This window comes from Pseudoalteromonas umbrosa, from assembly GCF_030125375.1.
GTDB classification, from domain to species: domain Bacteria; phylum Pseudomonadota; class Gammaproteobacteria; order Enterobacterales; family Alteromonadaceae; genus Pseudoalteromonas; species Pseudoalteromonas umbrosa.
Map to the genome: position 1 here is coordinate 279,261 of NZ_JASJUU010000002.1, position 16,835 is coordinate 296,095.

Annotated in this window: 15 protein-coding genes; 4 read left to right on the forward strand and 11 right to left on the reverse strand. The window is 41.9% G+C overall.

Going from position 1 to position 16,835, the window contains the following annotated elements; translation table 11 throughout:
* Positions 1 to 24 precede the first annotated feature (24 nt).
* Positions 25 to 1,302 carry an HlyC/CorC family transporter gene (locus tag QNM16_RS08530; protein WP_063360235.1) on the forward strand — a complete coding sequence of 426 codons (1,278 nt, stop codon included), beginning with the start codon at positions 25 to 27 and terminating at the stop codon, positions 1,300 to 1,302.
* A gap of 72 nt (positions 1,303 to 1,374) precedes the next feature.
* On the opposite strand, the gene QNM16_RS08535 is transcribed toward QNM16_RS08530, so the two are convergent.
* The 6 genes from QNM16_RS08535 to rluD all read right to left on the reverse strand — a co-directional run bounded on the left by QNM16_RS08535 (position 1,375) and on the right by rluD (position 9,177).
* Positions 1,375 to 1,983 (reverse strand): transglycosylase SLT domain-containing protein, encoded by a 609-nt coding sequence (locus QNM16_RS08535; RefSeq protein ID WP_284020092.1) that lies wholly within the window; start codon positions 1,981 to 1,983, stop codon positions 1,375 to 1,377.
* Positions 1,984 to 2,100: 117 nt separating this feature from the next.
* The gene (gene gshA, locus QNM16_RS08540; RefSeq protein WP_284020093.1) at positions 2,101 to 3,678 is read right to left on the reverse strand and encodes a glutamate--cysteine ligase; all 1,578 of its coding nucleotides are present in this window, start codon (positions 3,676 to 3,678) and stop codon (positions 2,101 to 2,103) included.
* Positions 3,679 to 3,745: 67 nt separating this feature from the next.
* Positions 3,746 to 4,681 carry an NADP-dependent oxidoreductase gene (locus tag QNM16_RS08545; RefSeq protein ID WP_284020094.1) on the reverse strand — a complete coding sequence of 312 codons (936 nt, stop codon included), beginning with the start codon at positions 4,679 to 4,681 and terminating at the stop codon, positions 3,746 to 3,748.
* A 133-nt stretch (positions 4,682 to 4,814) separates the two neighbouring features.
* Positions 4,815 to 7,391 (reverse strand): ATP-dependent chaperone ClpB, encoded by a 2,577-nt coding sequence (gene clpB, locus QNM16_RS08550; RefSeq protein ID WP_284020095.1) that lies wholly within the window; start codon positions 7,389 to 7,391, stop codon positions 4,815 to 4,817.
* A 78-nt stretch (positions 7,392 to 7,469) separates the two neighbouring features.
* Complete coding sequence (gene pgeF / locus QNM16_RS08555; RefSeq protein WP_284020096.1) at positions 7,470 to 8,195, reverse strand: peptidoglycan editing factor PgeF; 726 nt, start codon at positions 8,193 to 8,195, stop codon at positions 7,470 to 7,472.
* Positions 8,196 to 8,199: 4 nt separating this feature from the next.
* Positions 8,200 to 9,177 carry a 23S rRNA pseudouridine(1911/1915/1917) synthase RluD gene (gene rluD / locus QNM16_RS08560; protein ID WP_063360241.1) on the reverse strand — a complete coding sequence of 326 codons (978 nt, stop codon included), beginning with the start codon at positions 9,175 to 9,177 and terminating at the stop codon, positions 8,200 to 8,202.
* Positions 9,178 to 9,300: 123 nt separating this feature from the next.
* On the opposite strand from rluD, the gene QNM16_RS08565 reads away from it, so the two are divergent.
* Complete coding sequence (locus tag QNM16_RS08565) at positions 9,301 to 10,059, forward strand: outer membrane protein assembly factor BamD (RefSeq protein ID WP_284020097.1); 759 nt, start codon at positions 9,301 to 9,303, stop codon at positions 10,057 to 10,059.
* A 50-nt stretch (positions 10,060 to 10,109) separates the two neighbouring features.
* Here QNM16_RS08565 and glnB read toward each other — a convergent pair whose 3' ends face one another.
* Positions 10,110 to 10,448 (reverse strand): nitrogen regulatory protein P-II, encoded by a 339-nt coding sequence (glnB, locus tag QNM16_RS08570; RefSeq protein ID WP_010382451.1) that lies wholly within the window; start codon positions 10,446 to 10,448, stop codon positions 10,110 to 10,112.
* A 132-nt stretch (positions 10,449 to 10,580) separates the two neighbouring features.
* On the opposite strand from glnB, the gene QNM16_RS08575 reads away from it, so the two are divergent.
* Both QNM16_RS08575 and QNM16_RS08580 read left to right on the forward strand, forming a co-directional pair.
* Complete coding sequence (locus QNM16_RS08575) at positions 10,581 to 11,120, forward strand: pilus assembly FimT family protein (RefSeq protein WP_284020098.1); 540 nt, start codon at positions 10,581 to 10,583, stop codon at positions 11,118 to 11,120.
* A 186-nt stretch (positions 11,121 to 11,306) separates the two neighbouring features.
* Complete coding sequence (locus tag QNM16_RS08580; protein WP_284020099.1) at positions 11,307 to 11,828, forward strand: GspH/FimT family pseudopilin; 522 nt, start codon at positions 11,307 to 11,309, stop codon at positions 11,826 to 11,828.
* Here the strand turns inward: QNM16_RS08580 and QNM16_RS08585 are convergent.
* The 4 genes from QNM16_RS08585 to QNM16_RS08600 are packed head-to-tail and all read right to left on the reverse strand — an operon-like array spanning position 11,825 to position 16,833.
* Positions 11,825 to 12,244, reverse strand: a complete 420-nt coding sequence (locus QNM16_RS08585) for a type IV pilin protein (RefSeq protein WP_284020100.1) — start codon at positions 12,242 to 12,244, stop codon at positions 11,825 to 11,827. The two genes, QNM16_RS08580 and QNM16_RS08585, sit on opposite strands and share 4 nt — an antisense overlap.
* Complete coding sequence (locus tag QNM16_RS08590; RefSeq protein WP_284020101.1) at positions 12,231 to 15,374, reverse strand: pilus assembly protein; 3,144 nt, start codon at positions 15,372 to 15,374, stop codon at positions 12,231 to 12,233. The genes QNM16_RS08585 and QNM16_RS08590 overlap by 14 nt, the downstream gene beginning before the upstream one ends.
* Positions 15,371 to 15,862 carry a pilus assembly PilX family protein gene (locus QNM16_RS08595; protein WP_284020102.1) on the reverse strand — a complete coding sequence of 164 codons (492 nt, stop codon included), beginning with the start codon at positions 15,860 to 15,862 and terminating at the stop codon, positions 15,371 to 15,373. Before QNM16_RS08595 ends, QNM16_RS08590 begins: the two co-directional genes overlap by 4 nt.
* Entirely contained in the window at positions 15,856 to 16,833 is a 978-nt protein-coding gene (locus tag QNM16_RS08600; RefSeq protein WP_284020103.1) for a PilW family protein, read from the reverse strand. Before QNM16_RS08600 ends, QNM16_RS08595 begins: the two co-directional genes overlap by 7 nt.
* Positions 16,834 to 16,835 lie beyond the last annotated feature (2 nt).

The following is a 16,835-nucleotide window of genomic DNA, read 5'->3' on the forward strand; positions in this document are numbered from 1 at the left end:
CGAAAGTAAAAAAGGGATCCTCTGTTGGACGACATATCTACCAGCGCCTTGTTTATCATACTTGGCGTACTGATACTTATATCAGGTTATTTCTCAAGCTCTGAGACTGGCATCATGTCCATTAATCGCTATAGGCTCAGACATTTAGTCAAAGAGAATAACAAATCTGCCAAACGCGTTGATAAACTACTCAAAAGGCCAGATCGCCTTATTGGACTTATTCTTATCGGTAATAACCTCGTTAATATCGCCGCATCAGCGGTTGCCACCGTGATTGGTATGAGATTATTAGGTGATGCCGGTATTGTTGTGGCGACATTTGCACTGACCTTGGTTATTTTGATTTTTGCTGAAGTCACGCCTAAAACACTTGCTGCACTGTATCCTGAAAAAGTGGCTTTCCCAAGCTCTGTAATACTAAAAATACTCTTAAAAGTATTATTCCCTGTCGTTGTTACCGTCAATTGGATCACCAATGGCATGCTCAAGCTTTTTGGTGTATCACCAGAACAAATAGAAGAACATAGCTTAAGTAAAGAAGAGCTCAAGACAGTCGTAAATGAATCCAGTGCCATGCTACCCACCAATCATGGCAATATGCTGACCTCTATTTTAGACCTAGAACAAGTCACCGTTGAAGACATCATGATCCCCCGAAATGAGATCAATGCCATTGATATTAACGATGACTGGAAAGATATTTCTCGCAGGCTAACAAATGCGCAGCACACTCGAGTGCTTTTATACCGTGACCAAATCGATGACGCTGTTGGCTTTATTCACTCAAGAGATGCACTGCGTTTATTAACTAAAGAGCAGTTTGATAAGCCTTCACTACTGCGTGCCGTAAGAGAAATATATTTTATTCCTGAAGGCACATCACTAAATACTCAATTGCTCAAGTTTCAACAAAATAAAGAGCGTATTGGCTTGGTAGTTGATGAATACGGTGACATTCAGGGCTTGGTTACACTCGAGGATATTTTAGAAGAAGTTGTCGGTGACTTTACAACAACCCAAACACCAACACCAAGTGATGAAGTGACAGTGCAAAGTGATGGCTCCGTTTTAGTTGATGGCAGCGCCAATATCCGAGACCTAAACAAAGAAATGGGTTGGGAGCTACCAACAGAAGGACCTAAAACTCTCAGTGGCCTAATTGTTGAGTACCTTGAAGATATTCCAGAAAGTCAATTGAGCTTAAAAATCGCTAACTATCCAATGGAAGTCATGGAAGTCAAAGAAAACATGATAAAAATAGTGAAAATTTATCCACTTCAACAAGCACAAAAGCAAGCTTAATAAAAAGGGTTAGCATATGCTAACCCTTTTTTCTTTTTATTCGGTCTAAACTCGTTTACTCAACACTGATTGTTACGAAAACAGCCTCTCAAACCAGTTTTTATTCAGATCATCCTCACATCGTTTCAGCTGTGCACCGTAACGAGATGCTCTGTGCTTAACCTTATTGGCAACTTTCATCAGCCATTTTTTCTGTTTATAAGTGCCACGGCGGTATCCACCCCAGCCTTCATGATAATTTAGGTACTGCGCATAGGCATCCCACTTTGAAACACCATTTACCTTATGCGTTTTATAAACAAACCAGCCCATAAAGTCTATCGCATCTTCAAAGTCATCTCTATCGGCCCCTGAATTACCAGTCTCACGAATATAATCACTCCAAGTCATTGTTTTTGCTTGGGAGTAACCATAAGCTGAACTTGCACGGCCAATTGGAATAAAGCCTAAAAAATATTCCATCGGCGGCGCGGCATCATGCCTAAATGAACTCTCTTGGTACATCATGCTCATCAGCACATGTTTTGGCGAACCCCACTTATCCTGTGCATCACGCGCATCGTAATACCAGTCCTCTTTCTCCTCAAAAATCTTACAAATATCATTAGGTTGCTTCGGAGGAGCTGTTGCACAACCAGTCAGAGCTAGCAGTAGAGGTAAAAATATTATTTTTTTTCTCATTTTTTTTGAACTCACCTGAACTTTTCTATTTTGCTAGGGTCATACTACTTGAATGCAGCAGTTTAGCATTGTTTCATCCCTGATATATTTTGACGCAGCCTCATGGGCTGCGTTTTTTTATGCCTTTTCGAAATAATCTTGTAAAAATGCAGTCAACGTTAACTCATCTGCATCACAAACCGTTTTTTCATCAGTAAATGATTGTGCTGTTTTAGCATCCAACTCTGACTCACTATAAAACTGATAATCACTTTGCAAATGAGATTGCTTATATTGGCTGGCCAGTTTAAGGGCTTGCTCAGCAGAATCGGTACTCTGCTCTTTTAAAACACTAACTAATTGACCTGAAAACGTCTCATCTGGGTTATCTACCCAAGTAGCTAAGCTTGCAATCGTGTCAGAGTAAGTCTGATCACCATGCGCGTCATCAAACAGCTTTGCAACTTTCGTCAAGTCACGGAAAATAGACTCAGCCCACGCCGCAATAGAAACTTGCGTATCGCCTTGCTGTAAATGAGTTTCTGTATCGCGTCCTGTGCAAATTACACTTTGTAAGTTTCTGTCTGAAACCTGCTGCTCATCCCAGTCCATCTCTGGTGAGTCTTTTAACAAACAGTAAGTTAAGAACACGTCTAAGAATCTGATTTGCTCTAAGCTAATGCCTGTATCTGAGAATGGATTAACATCTAATGCGCGGATCTCAATATACTCGATACCACCGCGTGCTAATGCCTGTGTTGGCGTCTCTTGCGAATTAGCATTGCGTTTTGGTCGAATAGGCGAATAGAATTCGTTTTCTATCTGAAGAATATTTTTGTTTAATTGCTTAGGCACATCTGCGCGATAATCATCAATATTTTCGTATAAATCAGAACGACAGCGGATTGCTGTTTGTAAGCCTTTTACATATTCAGACAAGCTGTTGTACATCACTTTAAGTGAAGACTGAGCGCTATTGGTATACCCTAAGTCACCTAGCCTCAGTGCTGTGCCTTTATCCAAATATAAAGTGCCTTTGCCTGATTCTTGAAACGGTAAGTTACTTTGCTTACCCTGCAAGAATGAGCGGCACAATGCTGGTGAAGCACCAAACAAATAACTTATCAGCCAAAGTTCACGTTTAAAGTTACGAATAAGACCAAGGTATTTATTCGAGATAAAATCTTGCACCGAACCCGTATCTTGTTCACTGCTCTGCAATGCATCCCAAAAGTCACTTGGGAATGACATATTAAAATGCACACCTGCAATCGCCTGCATCATGCTACCATAGCGGTTTTTTAACCCTTCACGATACAGGGTCTTCATTTTCCCGATATTTGACTTGCCAAATTGTGCCAAAACAATATCGTCTTGATCTTCAATAAAACACGGCATACTCATAGGCCACAACATTTCGTCGCCCATATTCGTCAAAGTATATTTTTGTAGATCTCTAAGCTGAGATAGCGTTTGTTCTGCTGAGGTGCTAACAGGTGTAATAAACTCAAGCAGTGACTCTGAAAAGTCAGTTGTAATTGAGTTATGTGTCAATGGATGTCCAACACCTGCTGGGTGGGGTGTTTTAGCAATTTTGCCGGATGGCTGGATCCGTAAAGCTTCTCGTTCAATACCGCGCTGAATACCCGTTAATGAAGAGACAAGCGCAGTGTTGGCAAGTGTTTCTAACTTGCTATCTAAATTCGTGTGTTTCAAAAAAATACCTCGAGGCTCGGATCAAGCTTAAGTTATGCCCCCTTCAATGGGGGCTAATTTAAAATACTCAAGCCACAATAATAACTTTGCCAAAGTGCTCGCCTAGCTCAACATATTTATGAGCCAAAGCAATCTCGTCTAGCTTAAATTTTTTACTCACAACAAGCTTTACTTGTTGTGTAGCGACAGCTTTATACAGTTCATTTAAGTGTTTTGGATTAACATGGACTAAAATTCCTTCTCCATGAGCACCAAAAGATGCGCCGTGCTTCATTACTTCGTCTTTAGTAATTGAGGGCACGGTTACAAACGAAGTGCCAGCCCCCATGTTTGACAGCATTTTACAAGCAAGCTCGCCACCGACCAAATCCAAAAGTTGACCTGACTGTGGTTCGGCAAAAAACTCTTCATAAGACATAATCGCCATATCAAAGTTCAACGACTCAATTAATGACTTACGTGTTGTTACGGGAACCACATTAAATCCATTAAGCGTCGCAAGCTGCAGGGCTAAATGACCAACACCACCGGTCGGCGCATTAATAAACAAGGTCCCTGCGTTCGCATTTAATTTATCTAACGATTGTAGTGCAGTGAGTCCTGCTAAACTCAGACCCGCTAATTCATCAGAAACTTTCGAATCAACAACAATAAGTTCTTCACTTTCAGCAATGACATGAGAAGCATAGCAGCCTGGTGAAGAGGGAAAGCCCACCATACCCAATACAGTGTCACCAACTTTTAAGTCGTTAACTCCCTCACTTACCTCTTCAATGATACCCAAAACATCGTAGCCTAATGGTAAAAATGCACCATCCTGCTTTAACTGTGCAACATAACCTAAACCAGCGCGTGTTTTAACATCAATGGGATTTACAGAAGATGAGATAATTCGAATAAAAACCTGACCCCGTTCAAGTATTGGCTGAGAGAGGCTTTGTATCTGAAGTCTATCTGCAGTGCCAAAATTTACGACACCTGCCTGTTTGTAATTTTTATTCATGTTATGCCATCAAGCCAGACTAAATAGCTGTTAAATTTATCATATAAAAGTAAAACCCCCCAAATAACTTCATCGTGATCTTTAGGGGGTTCATAACAAATATTTTTAATTATATCTGAGCTGTCGTACGAGATTACTCGCCACTAAACAAGATCTTGCCTTCGTCAACATCTACCTTAATGCGTGCGTACCCATTAAAATCACCTTGCAACAAACTTTGCGCCAATGGGTTTTCAATATATTGCTGTATAGCACGTTTAAGTGGCCGCGCCCCAAACACTGGGTCAAAACCGCTCTGTGCTATTTTCTCAAGTGCGCCTTCGCTTACTTCGAACCCATAACCATTATCTTTAAGACGACCTGATAGCTTATCAAGCTGAATCCTTGCAATTTGCTTGATGTGTTCAGTGACCAGTGGATGGAATACCACAGTCTCATCGATACGGTTTATAAACTCCGGTCTAAACTGAGTTGTGAGTACGTCCATCAGTTTGTTTTTCAGGCCTTCATAATCATTACTGCTTGCCTGCTCTTGAATAACGTCTGACCCTAAATTTGATGTCATGATGATAACAGTATTCTTAAAATCAACCGTTCGACCTTGGCCATCGGTTAAACGGCCATCATCTAACACCTGTAGAAGAATATTAAAGACATCTGGATGCGCTTTTTCTACTTCATCTAACAACACAACAGAATAAGGTCTGCGACGTACCGCTTCCGTTAAATAGCCACCTTCTTCATAGCCGACATAGCCTGGAGGCGCACCAACTAAACGTGCAACTGAGTGCTTTTCCATGAACTCAGACATGTCGATTCGCACCATGGCATCTTCAGTATCAAACATAAAGTTAGCCAACGCTTTTGTCAGTTCAGTTTTACCCACCCCAGTAGGTCCTAAAAATAAGAAGGAACCAATTGGGCGATTAGGATCCGCAAGCCCTGCGCGCGAGCGACGGATAGCGTTAGCAATCGCATTAACCGCTTCGTCCTGCCCGATGACTTTTTGATGTAACTCATCTTCCATATGTAAGAGCTTTTCACGCTCCCCTTGCAGCATCTTCGCCACAGGAATACCTGTCCAACGAGAAAGGATCTCTGCGATTTCATCTTCAGACACTTGGTTTTTAAGCAAGCTCATTTCTTGCATTTCAGCTTGAGATGCCAAATCTAGTTTGCGCTCAAGCGCAGGAATACGGCCATATTGCAATTCAGACATGCGCTGCAAATCACTTGCTCTACGAGCAACTTCAAGGTCAAGGCGCGCTTGTTCGAGTTCAGCTTTAATTACTTGCGTGCCCTGTAAAGAGGCTTTTTCGGCGTTCCACACTTCATCCAGCTCTGTGTATTCAGTCTCTAACTGTGCAATAAGTGACTGCATTTCAGTGCGACGCTTTTGACTGGCTTCGTCTTTTTCTTTTGCCAAAGCATTGTCTTCTAATTTCAGCTGAATAATACGTCTTTCAAGCTTATCTAACTGCTCTGGCTTAGAGTCGATTTGCAAACGAATAGATGAGCCTGCCTCATCTATTAGGTCAATGGCTTTATCTGGTAGTTGGCGGTCACTAATATAACGATGTGATAAATTTGCCGCAGCAACAATCGCAGGGTCGGTAATGTCTACAGAGTGATGCAGTTCGTAACGCTCTTTCAAGCCACGTAAAATCGCAATGGTATCTTCAACTGTAGGCTCTGAGACAAAGACTTTTTGAAAACGCCTTTCAAGTGCTGCGTCTTTTTCAATATATTGGCGATACTCATCCAACGTCGTTGCGCCAACGCAATGCAGCTCGCCACGTGCGAGAGCAGGCTTAAGCATGTTCCCCGCATCCATTGCACCATCTGTTTTGCCTGCACCAACCATGGTATGGATCTCATCAATGAATAAGATCACACTGCCTTCTTCTTTAGCTAGCTCATTTAACACTGATTTTAAGCGCTCTTCGAATTCACCTCGATACTTAGCACCCGCAACAAGTGCCCCTAAATCTAGAGACAAAACACGTTTGTGCTTGAGCCCTTCAGGTACTTCACCGTTGATAATACGCTGAGCTAATCCCTCGACAATCGCCGTTTTTCCGACTCCAGGTTCACCGATCAGCACCGGGTTATTTTTAGTTCGACGCTGGAGGACTTGAATCGTGCGCCTAATTTCATCATCGCGACCTATCACTGGGTCTAATTTGCCCTGCTCAGCACGCTCAGTTAAATCTATTGTATACTTCTCAAGGGCCTGACGCGTTTCTTCGGCGTTTGGATCATCTACTTTTTGTCCGCCTCGAATGGCTTTGATGGCTTTTTCCACCTTGTCTTGGGTAATATTGAGGGCGCGAAAGATATCTCCTAGCTCGCCTTTATCCTCACATGCTGAGAATACAAACACTTCGCTAGAAATATATTTATCTTTGCGCTTTTGGGCATATTTATCACATAGGTTAATAAGTGAAATAAGGTTATTAGACAGTTGAACATCACCGCCAACACCTTCAACTTTAAAAAGCCGCTCTATAGATTGAGATAACTTAGTGTTGAGCTCGTCTGCACTCACACCTGCTTGCGCAAACAGCGCCCTGACACTCGAACCCGTTTGTTGTAGCAGCGCATACATTAAATGGACTGGTTCTATAAATTGATGATCTCGACCCAATGCTAGGGATTGAGCGTCTGACAACGCACTTTGGAATTTGCTAGTAAATCTATCTAAACGCATGAGACTCCACACCTAAGTATTCTAAACTACTTCTTTAAGTGGGTCCTTTGGTGAATATGTTCAAGTAGGGAATAAAATTTATTTGCGCCAGATCACGGTCGCCATGCGTCCACACTGCCCCTCACGGCGGTATGAAAAAAATTGCTCACTATCACTGTAAGTGCAAAGTTCATCGCTATAAATATATTTTATATTTAACGAATTTAACCGAATACGAGCCAATAGAAAAATATCCGCGAGAAACTTGTTTCCAGTATTAGGTGTAAATGCCTGAGCTTGCGCTGGTAATTTTTCAATGAAGGCATCTTTAACTTCAGCCCCCACCTCAAACGCAGTAGGTCCAATTGCAGGCCCAAACCAAGCCACTATCTCATTTGCAGGCGCACGAAAGCACTTTAGCGTGTTCTCGATAATACCACCAGCAAGTGGCCGCCAACCGGCATGAATTGCCGCAACTTCATCACCTTGTCGACTTGCTAATAGGATGGGCAAGCAATCTGCGGTCATGATTGCTAAGGGTTTTTTTCTTAATCGCGTATACAAAGCATCTGCACTACATGTCTTGTCAAACTCTGTATGCGCATCAACAACGTGTACATGTGAGCCATGAACCTGGTTAACCCAAATAGGGTCGGCAGGAAGAGACTCCCCTAATAACCTACGATTACTTTTAACGTCTTCAACGAAATCCCCGACATGACTCGCCAGATTAAATGTATCAAAAGGCGCCTTAGAATAACCGCCCAAGCGGGTGCTTGTTAAAGCACCGACTTTCTCTTGTACCGGCCATTGAGGCAATATCATATGACTAGTATTCAATTTGAGGGTTAGCTTTCGTATCCGCTCTTAACATCTCAGTAAGTGCCTGCATATCATCAGGAATTGGTGCTTCCCAAGTCATTTTCTCACCGGTAATTGGGTGCGCGATACTGAGCTTAACAGCGTGTAGTGCCTGACGCTTGAAGCCACGTAATGTCTCTAAAAATTCTGCAGAGGCATTTTTCGGCGGGCAAGGACGGCCATTGTAAAGCTGATCTCCAATCAAAGGGTGCTTTAAGTATGCCATGTGTACACGGATCTGGTGTGTTCTACCTGTTTCCAGACGTAGCCTGAGTCGCGTATGTGCTCTGAACTTTTCAGCAACACGATAGTGCGTAATCGCAGGTTTGCCCATTTCATGTACCGCCATATGCGTACGCTTAGTGGCATGACGACCAATCGGCTTTTCAATTACACCGCCAGCTGTCATTGTACCGTTACAGATAGCTTCGTATTCTCGGGTGAAATTGGTGCGCGCTTGCAAGTTTTTAACTAAATGAGTTTGCGCCTGAATGGTTTTTGCAACCACCATCAAACCAGTGGTGTCTTTATCCAAACGATGCACGATACCAGCACGAGGTACATTGATAATATCAGGGTGATGATACAGCAATGCATTAAGCACTGTACCATTTGGATTTCCTGCACCTGGGTGTACAACTAAACCCATAGGTTTGTTAATTACCAGAATATCATCATCTTCATAAACGATATCTAGTGCAATATCTTGCGCTTCATATTCGCGCTCAGCTTCTATTTGTGTTTCGATCTCTACGACTTCACCACCAAATAGCTTTTCTTTCGGTGTGCTCAATGTTTGACCATTAACGGTTACCTTCTCATCCAAAATCCAAGTTTTTATTCTTGAACGTGAAAAATCAGGGAACAATTGCGCTAATATTTGGTCTAGACGTTTACCGCCTAACTCGATTGGCACTTCGGCTTGTAGAGAAATTTGCTCTGACATGTGTAACTTTACCTAAATTACCAGTGCAAGCCTCGCTCGACTGGGTTAGAATCGCATAAATGCATAGTTTACTCGGTTTTACCGACTTGGCCTAGCCGAAGACAACGAAGGTAGTAAAATAAAATGATAATGAAGTTGGGAAAACGCGCTGCTGCAGTATTTATTAGCGCATCTATACTAGGATTAGCCGCATGTTCTTCAGCACCAGAACAAGAAGAAATTGAACGTGTACCAAACAAATCTGTACAAGCATTATATGAAGATGCCAAACGCACTCTAGATTCCGGCCTTTACGCTAGAGCTATTCAACTACTTGGTGCAATCAATGCTCGTTACCCATTTGGGCCTTACTCCAGACAAGTGCAAATGGATTTGGTTTATGCGCATTATCAAACAGGAAATATCGATCAAGCACTTGCAACAGTAGACCGCTTTATTCGATTGAACCCGAATCACAAAAACCTTGATTACATGTATTACATGCGAGGCTTAATTAATATTAAAGCCGATGAAAATGCGTTTCAGGAATACTTCGGCGTTGACCGTGCGGATAGAGATGTAAGCAAAACACGTGTCGCCTTTCAAGATTTGTCTACGCTTGTTAAAAACTATCCAGATAGCAGTTACACGCCAGAAGCGAAGAAGCGTCTTGCTTGGTTGCTTAACAAAATGGCACGTTATGAGTTAAAAATTGCCAATTACTACTTTGAGCGTGAAGCATACTTGGCAGCAGCAAATCGCGGAAAATATGTTGTTGAGCACTATTCACAAAGCAGTTATTTAACAGAAGCGTTGGATATGATGGAGAAAAGCTATGACAAACTTGGTTTAACCGAACTAAGTGACAATGTTAGAAAAACAAAAGCGCTTAACCAACGTTAATATAATAGTTCAGGCATCTTTGATGCCTGAACTTTTTAATAAACATAAAGTTAAATTGCTTCTTCGTCTTCTTCGCCAGTACGGATCCTAACAACACGCTCAACTTCTGTGACAAATATCTTACCATCACCAATTTTTCCGGTTTGAGCTGTTTTCAAAATAACATCAATTGCACGATCGACGTCTTCTTCTGCAAGCACAATGTCCAGCTTTACTTTTGGTAGGAAGTCAACCATATACTCCGCACCACGATATAACTCAGTGTGGCCTTTTTGGCGTCCAAAGCCTTTGACTTCACATACAGTCATGCCAGTAATACCTATATCAGACAGGGCTTCCCTTACATCATCTAACTTAAACGGTTTAATTATTGCTTCAATCTTCTTCATGATTATCATGCTTCCTCTGGTAATGCGTCGATTTTAGACAATAGGGGCAAGCATGGCAAACATAGCTGTTGAATAATATATTGAAAAAGCGCAAAATAAAGTATCAATCCTATGCTATATTTGGAGCTTAAGATGCGATATCAGCGCGGCATGAGCTTATTGGAATTGTTAATCACCGTTGCTATTTTAGGTGTATTAGCATCCATGACTTTTTTCTTCACAAGTTCCACTTATCAAGAGAATCGCGCACAGAGCTTCTTGTTAGAGCTCAAGCGCACAGTCACTTTTGCCAGAGCAAAAGCAACAGCCAGTGATGAAATTGTCATCGTATGCCCAGTCCTAGAAACCCTACTATTGGAAAATAAAGACTTTGCTTGCAGGACAGATTGGAAAAGCAATCGTATTGTTATTTTTGTAGATCGCGACAATAATGGTTCGTACACAACTGATACGGACGACTTGTTAAGAGTAATGGAAAGAGTATTAGATAATGATGACTTAAACTACCCAGTTGCATCGTTAAAATTTGACTCTAGTGGCCGACTCGGTGATGGCCAGAATGGCACTTTTATCTACTGTCCAAATGGCGCTACTACCCAAAATCAGAGCCTCAACATCACCCAAGCAGGTACTGCACTATTCACTGGTGATACAACGCAAACTTGCACCTAACTTACACACAACTAAATAAAAATTATAAATCAAAAAAGATTAACTTTTTCATCACCACAATAAGTAAAATCGTAATGCACCAAAAAAATAATAATGTGCACATGGCCAACGTTATATAAGCTTTACTCTCTTAAATCCACCCCCAAAGTCACTAAAATATGTATTCATACTCAAGGACTGAAGTGGATGAACAAAACTAAAGAGTCTGGTTTTTCACTATTCGAACTACTCGTCGTGCTAGCTATTTGTGCCATTGTAGCGTCCCTTGCTATTCCATCGATGAGTGAAGTGCTTTCCCAAAATAGGCCTCAGCACGCACTCATGTATCTAGATAGGTTAATAAGTTATGCAAGACTTAAAGCGATTTATTCTGGTGAACGCGTTACATTATGTCCATTAGTTTCAAATTGCTGTGCTAAAAACTATTGGCATACTGAACTCACTCTGTTCATTGATAGAGGACAGCTAAATTGCTTAAACGACCAAGACACTATTCTTACCATCAGCTCTAGAATAAACTCTGCTGACGATATTACTTACCAAAGAGCTGCTGTAACGTTCAAACATACCGGCAGCACTTGGGGCCTAGCAAATGGTACCTTTGTCTATTGCGTCACTAAACAAGATGGCAGCAAATACGGTAAAGCACTTTCTTTGAGTACTGCGGGCCGCACAAGGCTTCAAGATACGTCGAGATGCAAACTTTAGCGCTCCCAACATGTATCTGCACTCGCTGTACCTGTTACTGTTTTTACACCTAGGTTATTCACTGATAAGCTACTGCACTCAAGATCACCTTGAACAGGTCCAGCAGCCGCTGTTGCAGTTAAGGTATAACCACCATTGCTTAAAGTAACTGAAATAGTGAAGTAACCGTTTTCACTCGTTGTGGGTATGCCAATGTCTTCCAGTTTACTAGCATACTCTCTATTATCCACAAAGTACTGCTCTTGCTTATTTGCCGCATCCAATAAAATGGTCATGGCATCGGCTCTCGCGCCACGTTTAATATAACTAGAGTAGTTAGGATAAGCCAAGGTGGCGAGTACCCCGACAATCGCTACGACAATTACTAACTCAATCAACGTAAAACCTGAGTAAACACGCATTTTACTTTTCATCATTATCTTCTTTCTTGTATATATAAAGCTGTCTTGTCTCGTATGTGATTGTCAGTGGCGAAACACCCGGCACATTTGCAGAGCCATCAGTATTTTTGTATACATTAGGTGGCTCAAGCTTATAAGGGTCAATACCATCAGCAGGATTACCACCAAACATGTCATCTAATGCGTCCTCTTTTATCACAGTAGGGCTGATAATTTTGGCTTTGACAGTCTTTTTCTTGGTGATTGGATCTTCGTATACATCGTAATGCGTCCGCGGTGTATCCGGTAATGTTGCCGTTGTCCTGTAACGGCGCAGTTGGAATACTTGCATACCATAATGCAGGTGAACTATATACAAATACCCAGTGCCTTCACCAATCGAGCATTGATTTTCTGACACCGTTGTTGGCGAGAATGAGGTAAAGTAAGCCAACCCACCAATCGCAGTGGCAGCTGAGAGCGACTTTTCTCCCTCTTCAAGCTTGATCTTCCAACCTTTCGCTTTACCAAGTTCAACCTCTTGGTCTATAAAATTCTCATAGCTATCTAGGCTAGATTTGAATGGGTCATTAGTTACATTAAACAAATTACTTGCACGGATCACACTCGGCGTGTTGTCTGACGTAAATGACTGAGTTTTTGTATTTTCGTCTCTGACCATAAATAAAAAGTTTTTAATATTTGTTGACGTCGGTTTAGCTCGATTACCACTGCCAATCAAGATCCCTTCATAAGGCACATCCCTTCTGATTGTAGTTGCCTTACCATCTACGATTTCTTCAGTCACCTTGCTAAAGTAAGTCCTCGCTATCATTGGGCGATAGAAAAACCTTCTTTTCGCATTATCATTCCCGCCACTCAAATTAGCTAACATGAAATGTGTCCACGGCGCATCTTCATCATTCGGTTTACTACTAGGTAAATCTACTCTCCAAAGCCCACCACCTGTATCTGCTGCATATATCCTATCCACATAGCCATCGTAGTCAGAATCAAGCACACTTACATCCGCAGCAATACTATGCTCGCCCTTAAAGCCGTTATCGGGAGTCAAGGACCACACTGGTTTACCACTTTCTAAATCAACAATATATATGCCCCTACCTTTGCTATCTTCTGTGAAAGTAGCATTGTCCTTATTTGTGTCATACCCCGCGCCGAAGATTAACACTGGCTTCTCAGGTTGAGCTGTAATAAAAGAAACAATAGGCTTAGACCAGGACTGTCCTAACTCTGTGAAATCACCAACACCGCCCTTAATTGGCCCACCCCACAGCATTCTTGGCTGGTCAGGCACTGTAATATCAAAACCATAATATTCGTTCCCACCACGTCTCATACCTGCGATCAACCACACCTTTTCGCCAGAATCGACTACACCGCTATCATTTTTATCCCAAAAATACACAGTGATAGGCCCATCCATGCCATATAGTTTGGTATCTTGCCTGCGATCTCTAAGCGGTTTTAAAATATCAAGGAGAGAGTCTGGAATGAATGCCCAGCTTTCTTCGACAGTCTCACCTTTGTCTTTAAACATATGCAAAAAGCCAGCATTGGTGCCCACGATTACCCTCAAATCGTCATTGCCGTAATCAATGGTCACAGGCCTTGAGTGAAGCGGATCTCCAAATATATCTTTTCGTCTTTCATTCGTTATCCGATTACCGTTTTGGTCATCTATATCCAGACCCCTTGCCCACAAAATGGTGTTCTGCACTTCTGTCGTCGAACTATCAAGCTTTGCCGCCAAATTTACCAATGAGCCTTGATGGGCATTTAAAGCGGATGCATAATCAAAATCATAAAGCGCCCCTTTGCCATAATCGGAATATAAACGGCGCACTGTTTGCCGCTCAGTCAACTGGTAATTTATCCCGCCTTCCAACACCACATTGCCGTCTTTGCTACTTGGTGCCGACCAGTATGTCGTTACCGACTTATCAATTTGCCCTTGATCATTTATCGCATTTGTTGTGCTAGATGATCCGTGCACGATGCCACCAGACACTTTTAATTTTTTAAGATTCCCAGCCCATCGAGTATGAGTTTCAGGATAGAACATAGTAAAATAAACTGAATCGCCACTACGGCTCAAATCTGAACTGCTCGTAGACACTGAGGGAGATGAGAAACTATCGCTTTGCTCCCGTATTTTTGAAATCGTCAGTTTAAGTGCTTCAGATAACTGCGATGCCGTATTTGCATGAAGGTAATCACCGCCACCATCAATTTCACCCGTTTGTTTAAGCAGCGCTTTACCGGCATTAGACATACCAGTACCAAACCCTATGGTATACACACGCGCAAAGTCTTGCTTGTCCGAGGTCGTAGGGTATAAATCTATTTGTGTTTCTGAAGTGCCCCGCATTAACTTAGCCAACGAGTTGAGGTAACTATTCGATACCGCTGTCGGGTATGAGCCGAATTTATTAAAATATTCAGTCGCAATTGCAGAGTTTTTACCTGAATCACTGGTAGGATCACCATCAGTCATTAAAATAACGTTTGTAGAGGTATCACAGCGCTCGGGGTCTCCGGCTACTGGGGCAAATGGTGACTTGTATACACCACTTACTTCTATTGACTTATCTCGATTATTTCCACCATTATATCCATAATCGACAGCCCTACCTGTCAGGTATAAGTACGCCTCCCACAAGGTCTCAGAAAGCGGTGTGCTGCCACTAGCTCGCAAACTGTTAATTTTGCTAATTACAACACTAGGATCGGCACCAATGCCGTTCAAAACATAGCCTCCAGAGCTGGAATACAAGCGCATTAAACCAAAATCAAAGTCTGGGTTATTATTTACCAAAGACACCATGGCGTCTTGCGCTACTTTTAACCTACTATCTCCACAATTAACCGAACGGTAGCGCCCGTTTATATACTTGTAGCACGCTTTTGAGGTTTTCGAAGTATCGAAGCAATCAACAGAGCGTAATCTCCAATTTCTGTACTCATAGCATCGCCTTCCATCATTAACGTCCCATGCCATGCTTCCAGATGTATCAAAAATCACAATAACACGAGACTTTTCAGAACCGCTTACATCGTGTTTTACATAGAGCTCAATGTCTTCAGCATATGCGCCGCAGCTTATCAAAAAGCAGACTAACAATATTTTTTTGAAATACTTCATTGATTTGCCTTAACATCTTGAATTTCTTGACCAATACCTATAACGACAGTCACTTTATGGCGACCTTGATCACCATATTCAACTGAACTCGTTAACTCAGTCATATTGCAGACAACCCCTTCTGTATAACCATATATCCGAGGGCATGGAACTTCTAACTGTCCTTTATTCAAGTTTCTTAATTCATAATCCACAAGACTATCTTGGTTTTCGTTATCAAATTTATGAACACCACCATCATTAGCATCAATTTGACCATTTGTTAGATGAAACTTACTGCCACCAAACATTTGTTTTTGATTTTTTACCAAGCGTTGTACTTCACCCATTAAATAAGCTTCGGCTGTTTCTCGCTCTTGTGCTGCATTGGTAATTTTAATATCGATTGTACTGCTGCTCATCAGCGTCACGGCGATACTCGTCACTGCAACAATCAATACCATAGAGACGATTAGTACCATCCCTTTTTGTCTCGAATGATTTACCATGCTGAAGACCCCATGTTATATAGCTGAACAGTCGTTGAAAAAACAGTTCGCCTATAACTGTCTGAAAATGTATGAATGACTTTGTCGGTGTCGTTCCCTAGTGTATATTTCTGATTCTTCAAATTTATACCAGGATCAGGCTCTAACGACCTAACCAACACAATAACTTGAACAGTCAATACACCTTCCGATCTTTCCCAATCAGCAGCTGTCATTTGCTTAACGCTGCGATAGCTATCAACTCGACTGTCACCATCAATATCAATACCAAATAAAAAACGCATATCCTCAACGCCTTCAATGACGGTTTCAGTAGTCATTTGCCCGTTCACAGTCAGTCTCTTTCTCATCAACACTGGAATAGTCAGTGGCGTATTACTTATGGTTATTTGCTGCTCGCTAATGTAATAAGCATGATGGCTATATGGCCAAAGAGTTGCGTTCACATTTGGTAAAGCAACAAAGTCATTCCCTGCGATGAATTCACCCTGCTCTTGCTGTGCAATAAAGTAATATTTATTATTACTTACCACATCATTGGTTATCTGCTCGCCTTCAAGAAATTTCAGCTGCAGTACTTCTGTATTCTTTTTAGCTCCGGATATGCACTCCAGCGCAGTCCCACTGGTCGTATAATCAGCGTATATGGGACGAAAGTTAGTAGGTGTAATATCTGGGAAGCTGCCATTATTTAAACCACCAAAACAATCACCAGCAGGGTTTGCTGGGCCAGAGGAATTGTCGCTGCTGAAACTTTTATCATAAAAGGTGCCCCAAAACCCAACCTGTTCTAAGTCTCTACGCAGCAAGGTTAATGACAGCCGACCTATTTCTTGCAACTCACCAATGGCCATAGTGTCTTTCGTAGTCACCCTCATACTGACATACGTTGCGACAACGCCACCTAAGAGTATGGCCCCGATAAAAAGCGAGATTAAGATTTCGATCAGAGTAAACCCACGTTGACGCATTG

Bases quoted from the DNA above. Each gene is read 5' to 3' on its own strand.
- QNM16_RS08590 (WP_284020101.1), bottom strand. From the start codon at position 15,374: ATGAAGTATTTCAAAAAAATATTGTTAGTCTGCTTTTTGATAAGCTGC.
- QNM16_RS08585 (WP_284020100.1), bottom strand. From the start codon at position 12,244: ATGATGAAAAGTAAAATGCGTGTTTACTCAGGTTTTACGTTGATTGAG.
- QNM16_RS08565 (WP_284020097.1), top strand. From the start codon at position 9,301: ATGATAATGAAGTTGGGAAAACGCGCTGCTGCAGTATTTATTAGCGCA.
- QNM16_RS08545 (WP_284020094.1), bottom strand. From the start codon at position 4,681: ATGAATAAAAATTACAAACAGGCAGGTGTCGTAAATTTTGGCACTGCA.
- QNM16_RS08575 (WP_284020098.1), top strand. From the start codon at position 10,581: ATGCGATATCAGCGCGGCATGAGCTTATTGGAATTGTTAATCACCGTT.
- clpB (WP_284020095.1), bottom strand. From the start codon at position 7,391: ATGCGTTTAGATAGATTTACTAGCAAATTCCAAAGTGCGTTGTCAGAC.
- QNM16_RS08595 (WP_284020102.1), bottom strand. From the start codon at position 15,862: ATGGTAAATCATTCGAGACAAAAAGGGATGGTACTAATCGTCTCTATG.
- rluD (WP_063360241.1), bottom strand. From the start codon at position 9,177: ATGTCAGAGCAAATTTCTCTACAAGCCGAAGTGCCAATCGAGTTAGGC.
- glnB (WP_010382451.1), bottom strand. From the start codon at position 10,448: ATGAAGAAGATTGAAGCAATAATTAAACCGTTTAAGTTAGATGATGTA.
- pgeF (WP_284020096.1), bottom strand. From the start codon at position 8,195: ATGATATTGCCTCAATGGCCGGTACAAGAGAAAGTCGGTGCTTTAACA.
- QNM16_RS08535 (WP_284020092.1), bottom strand. From the start codon at position 1,983: ATGAGAAAAAAAATAATATTTTTACCTCTACTGCTAGCTCTGACTGGT.
- QNM16_RS08600 (WP_284020103.1), bottom strand. From the start codon at position 16,833: ATGCGTCAACGTGGGTTTACTCTGATCGAAATCTTAATCTCGCTTTTT.
- QNM16_RS08580 (WP_284020099.1), top strand. From the start codon at position 11,307: ATGAACAAAACTAAAGAGTCTGGTTTTTCACTATTCGAACTACTCGTC.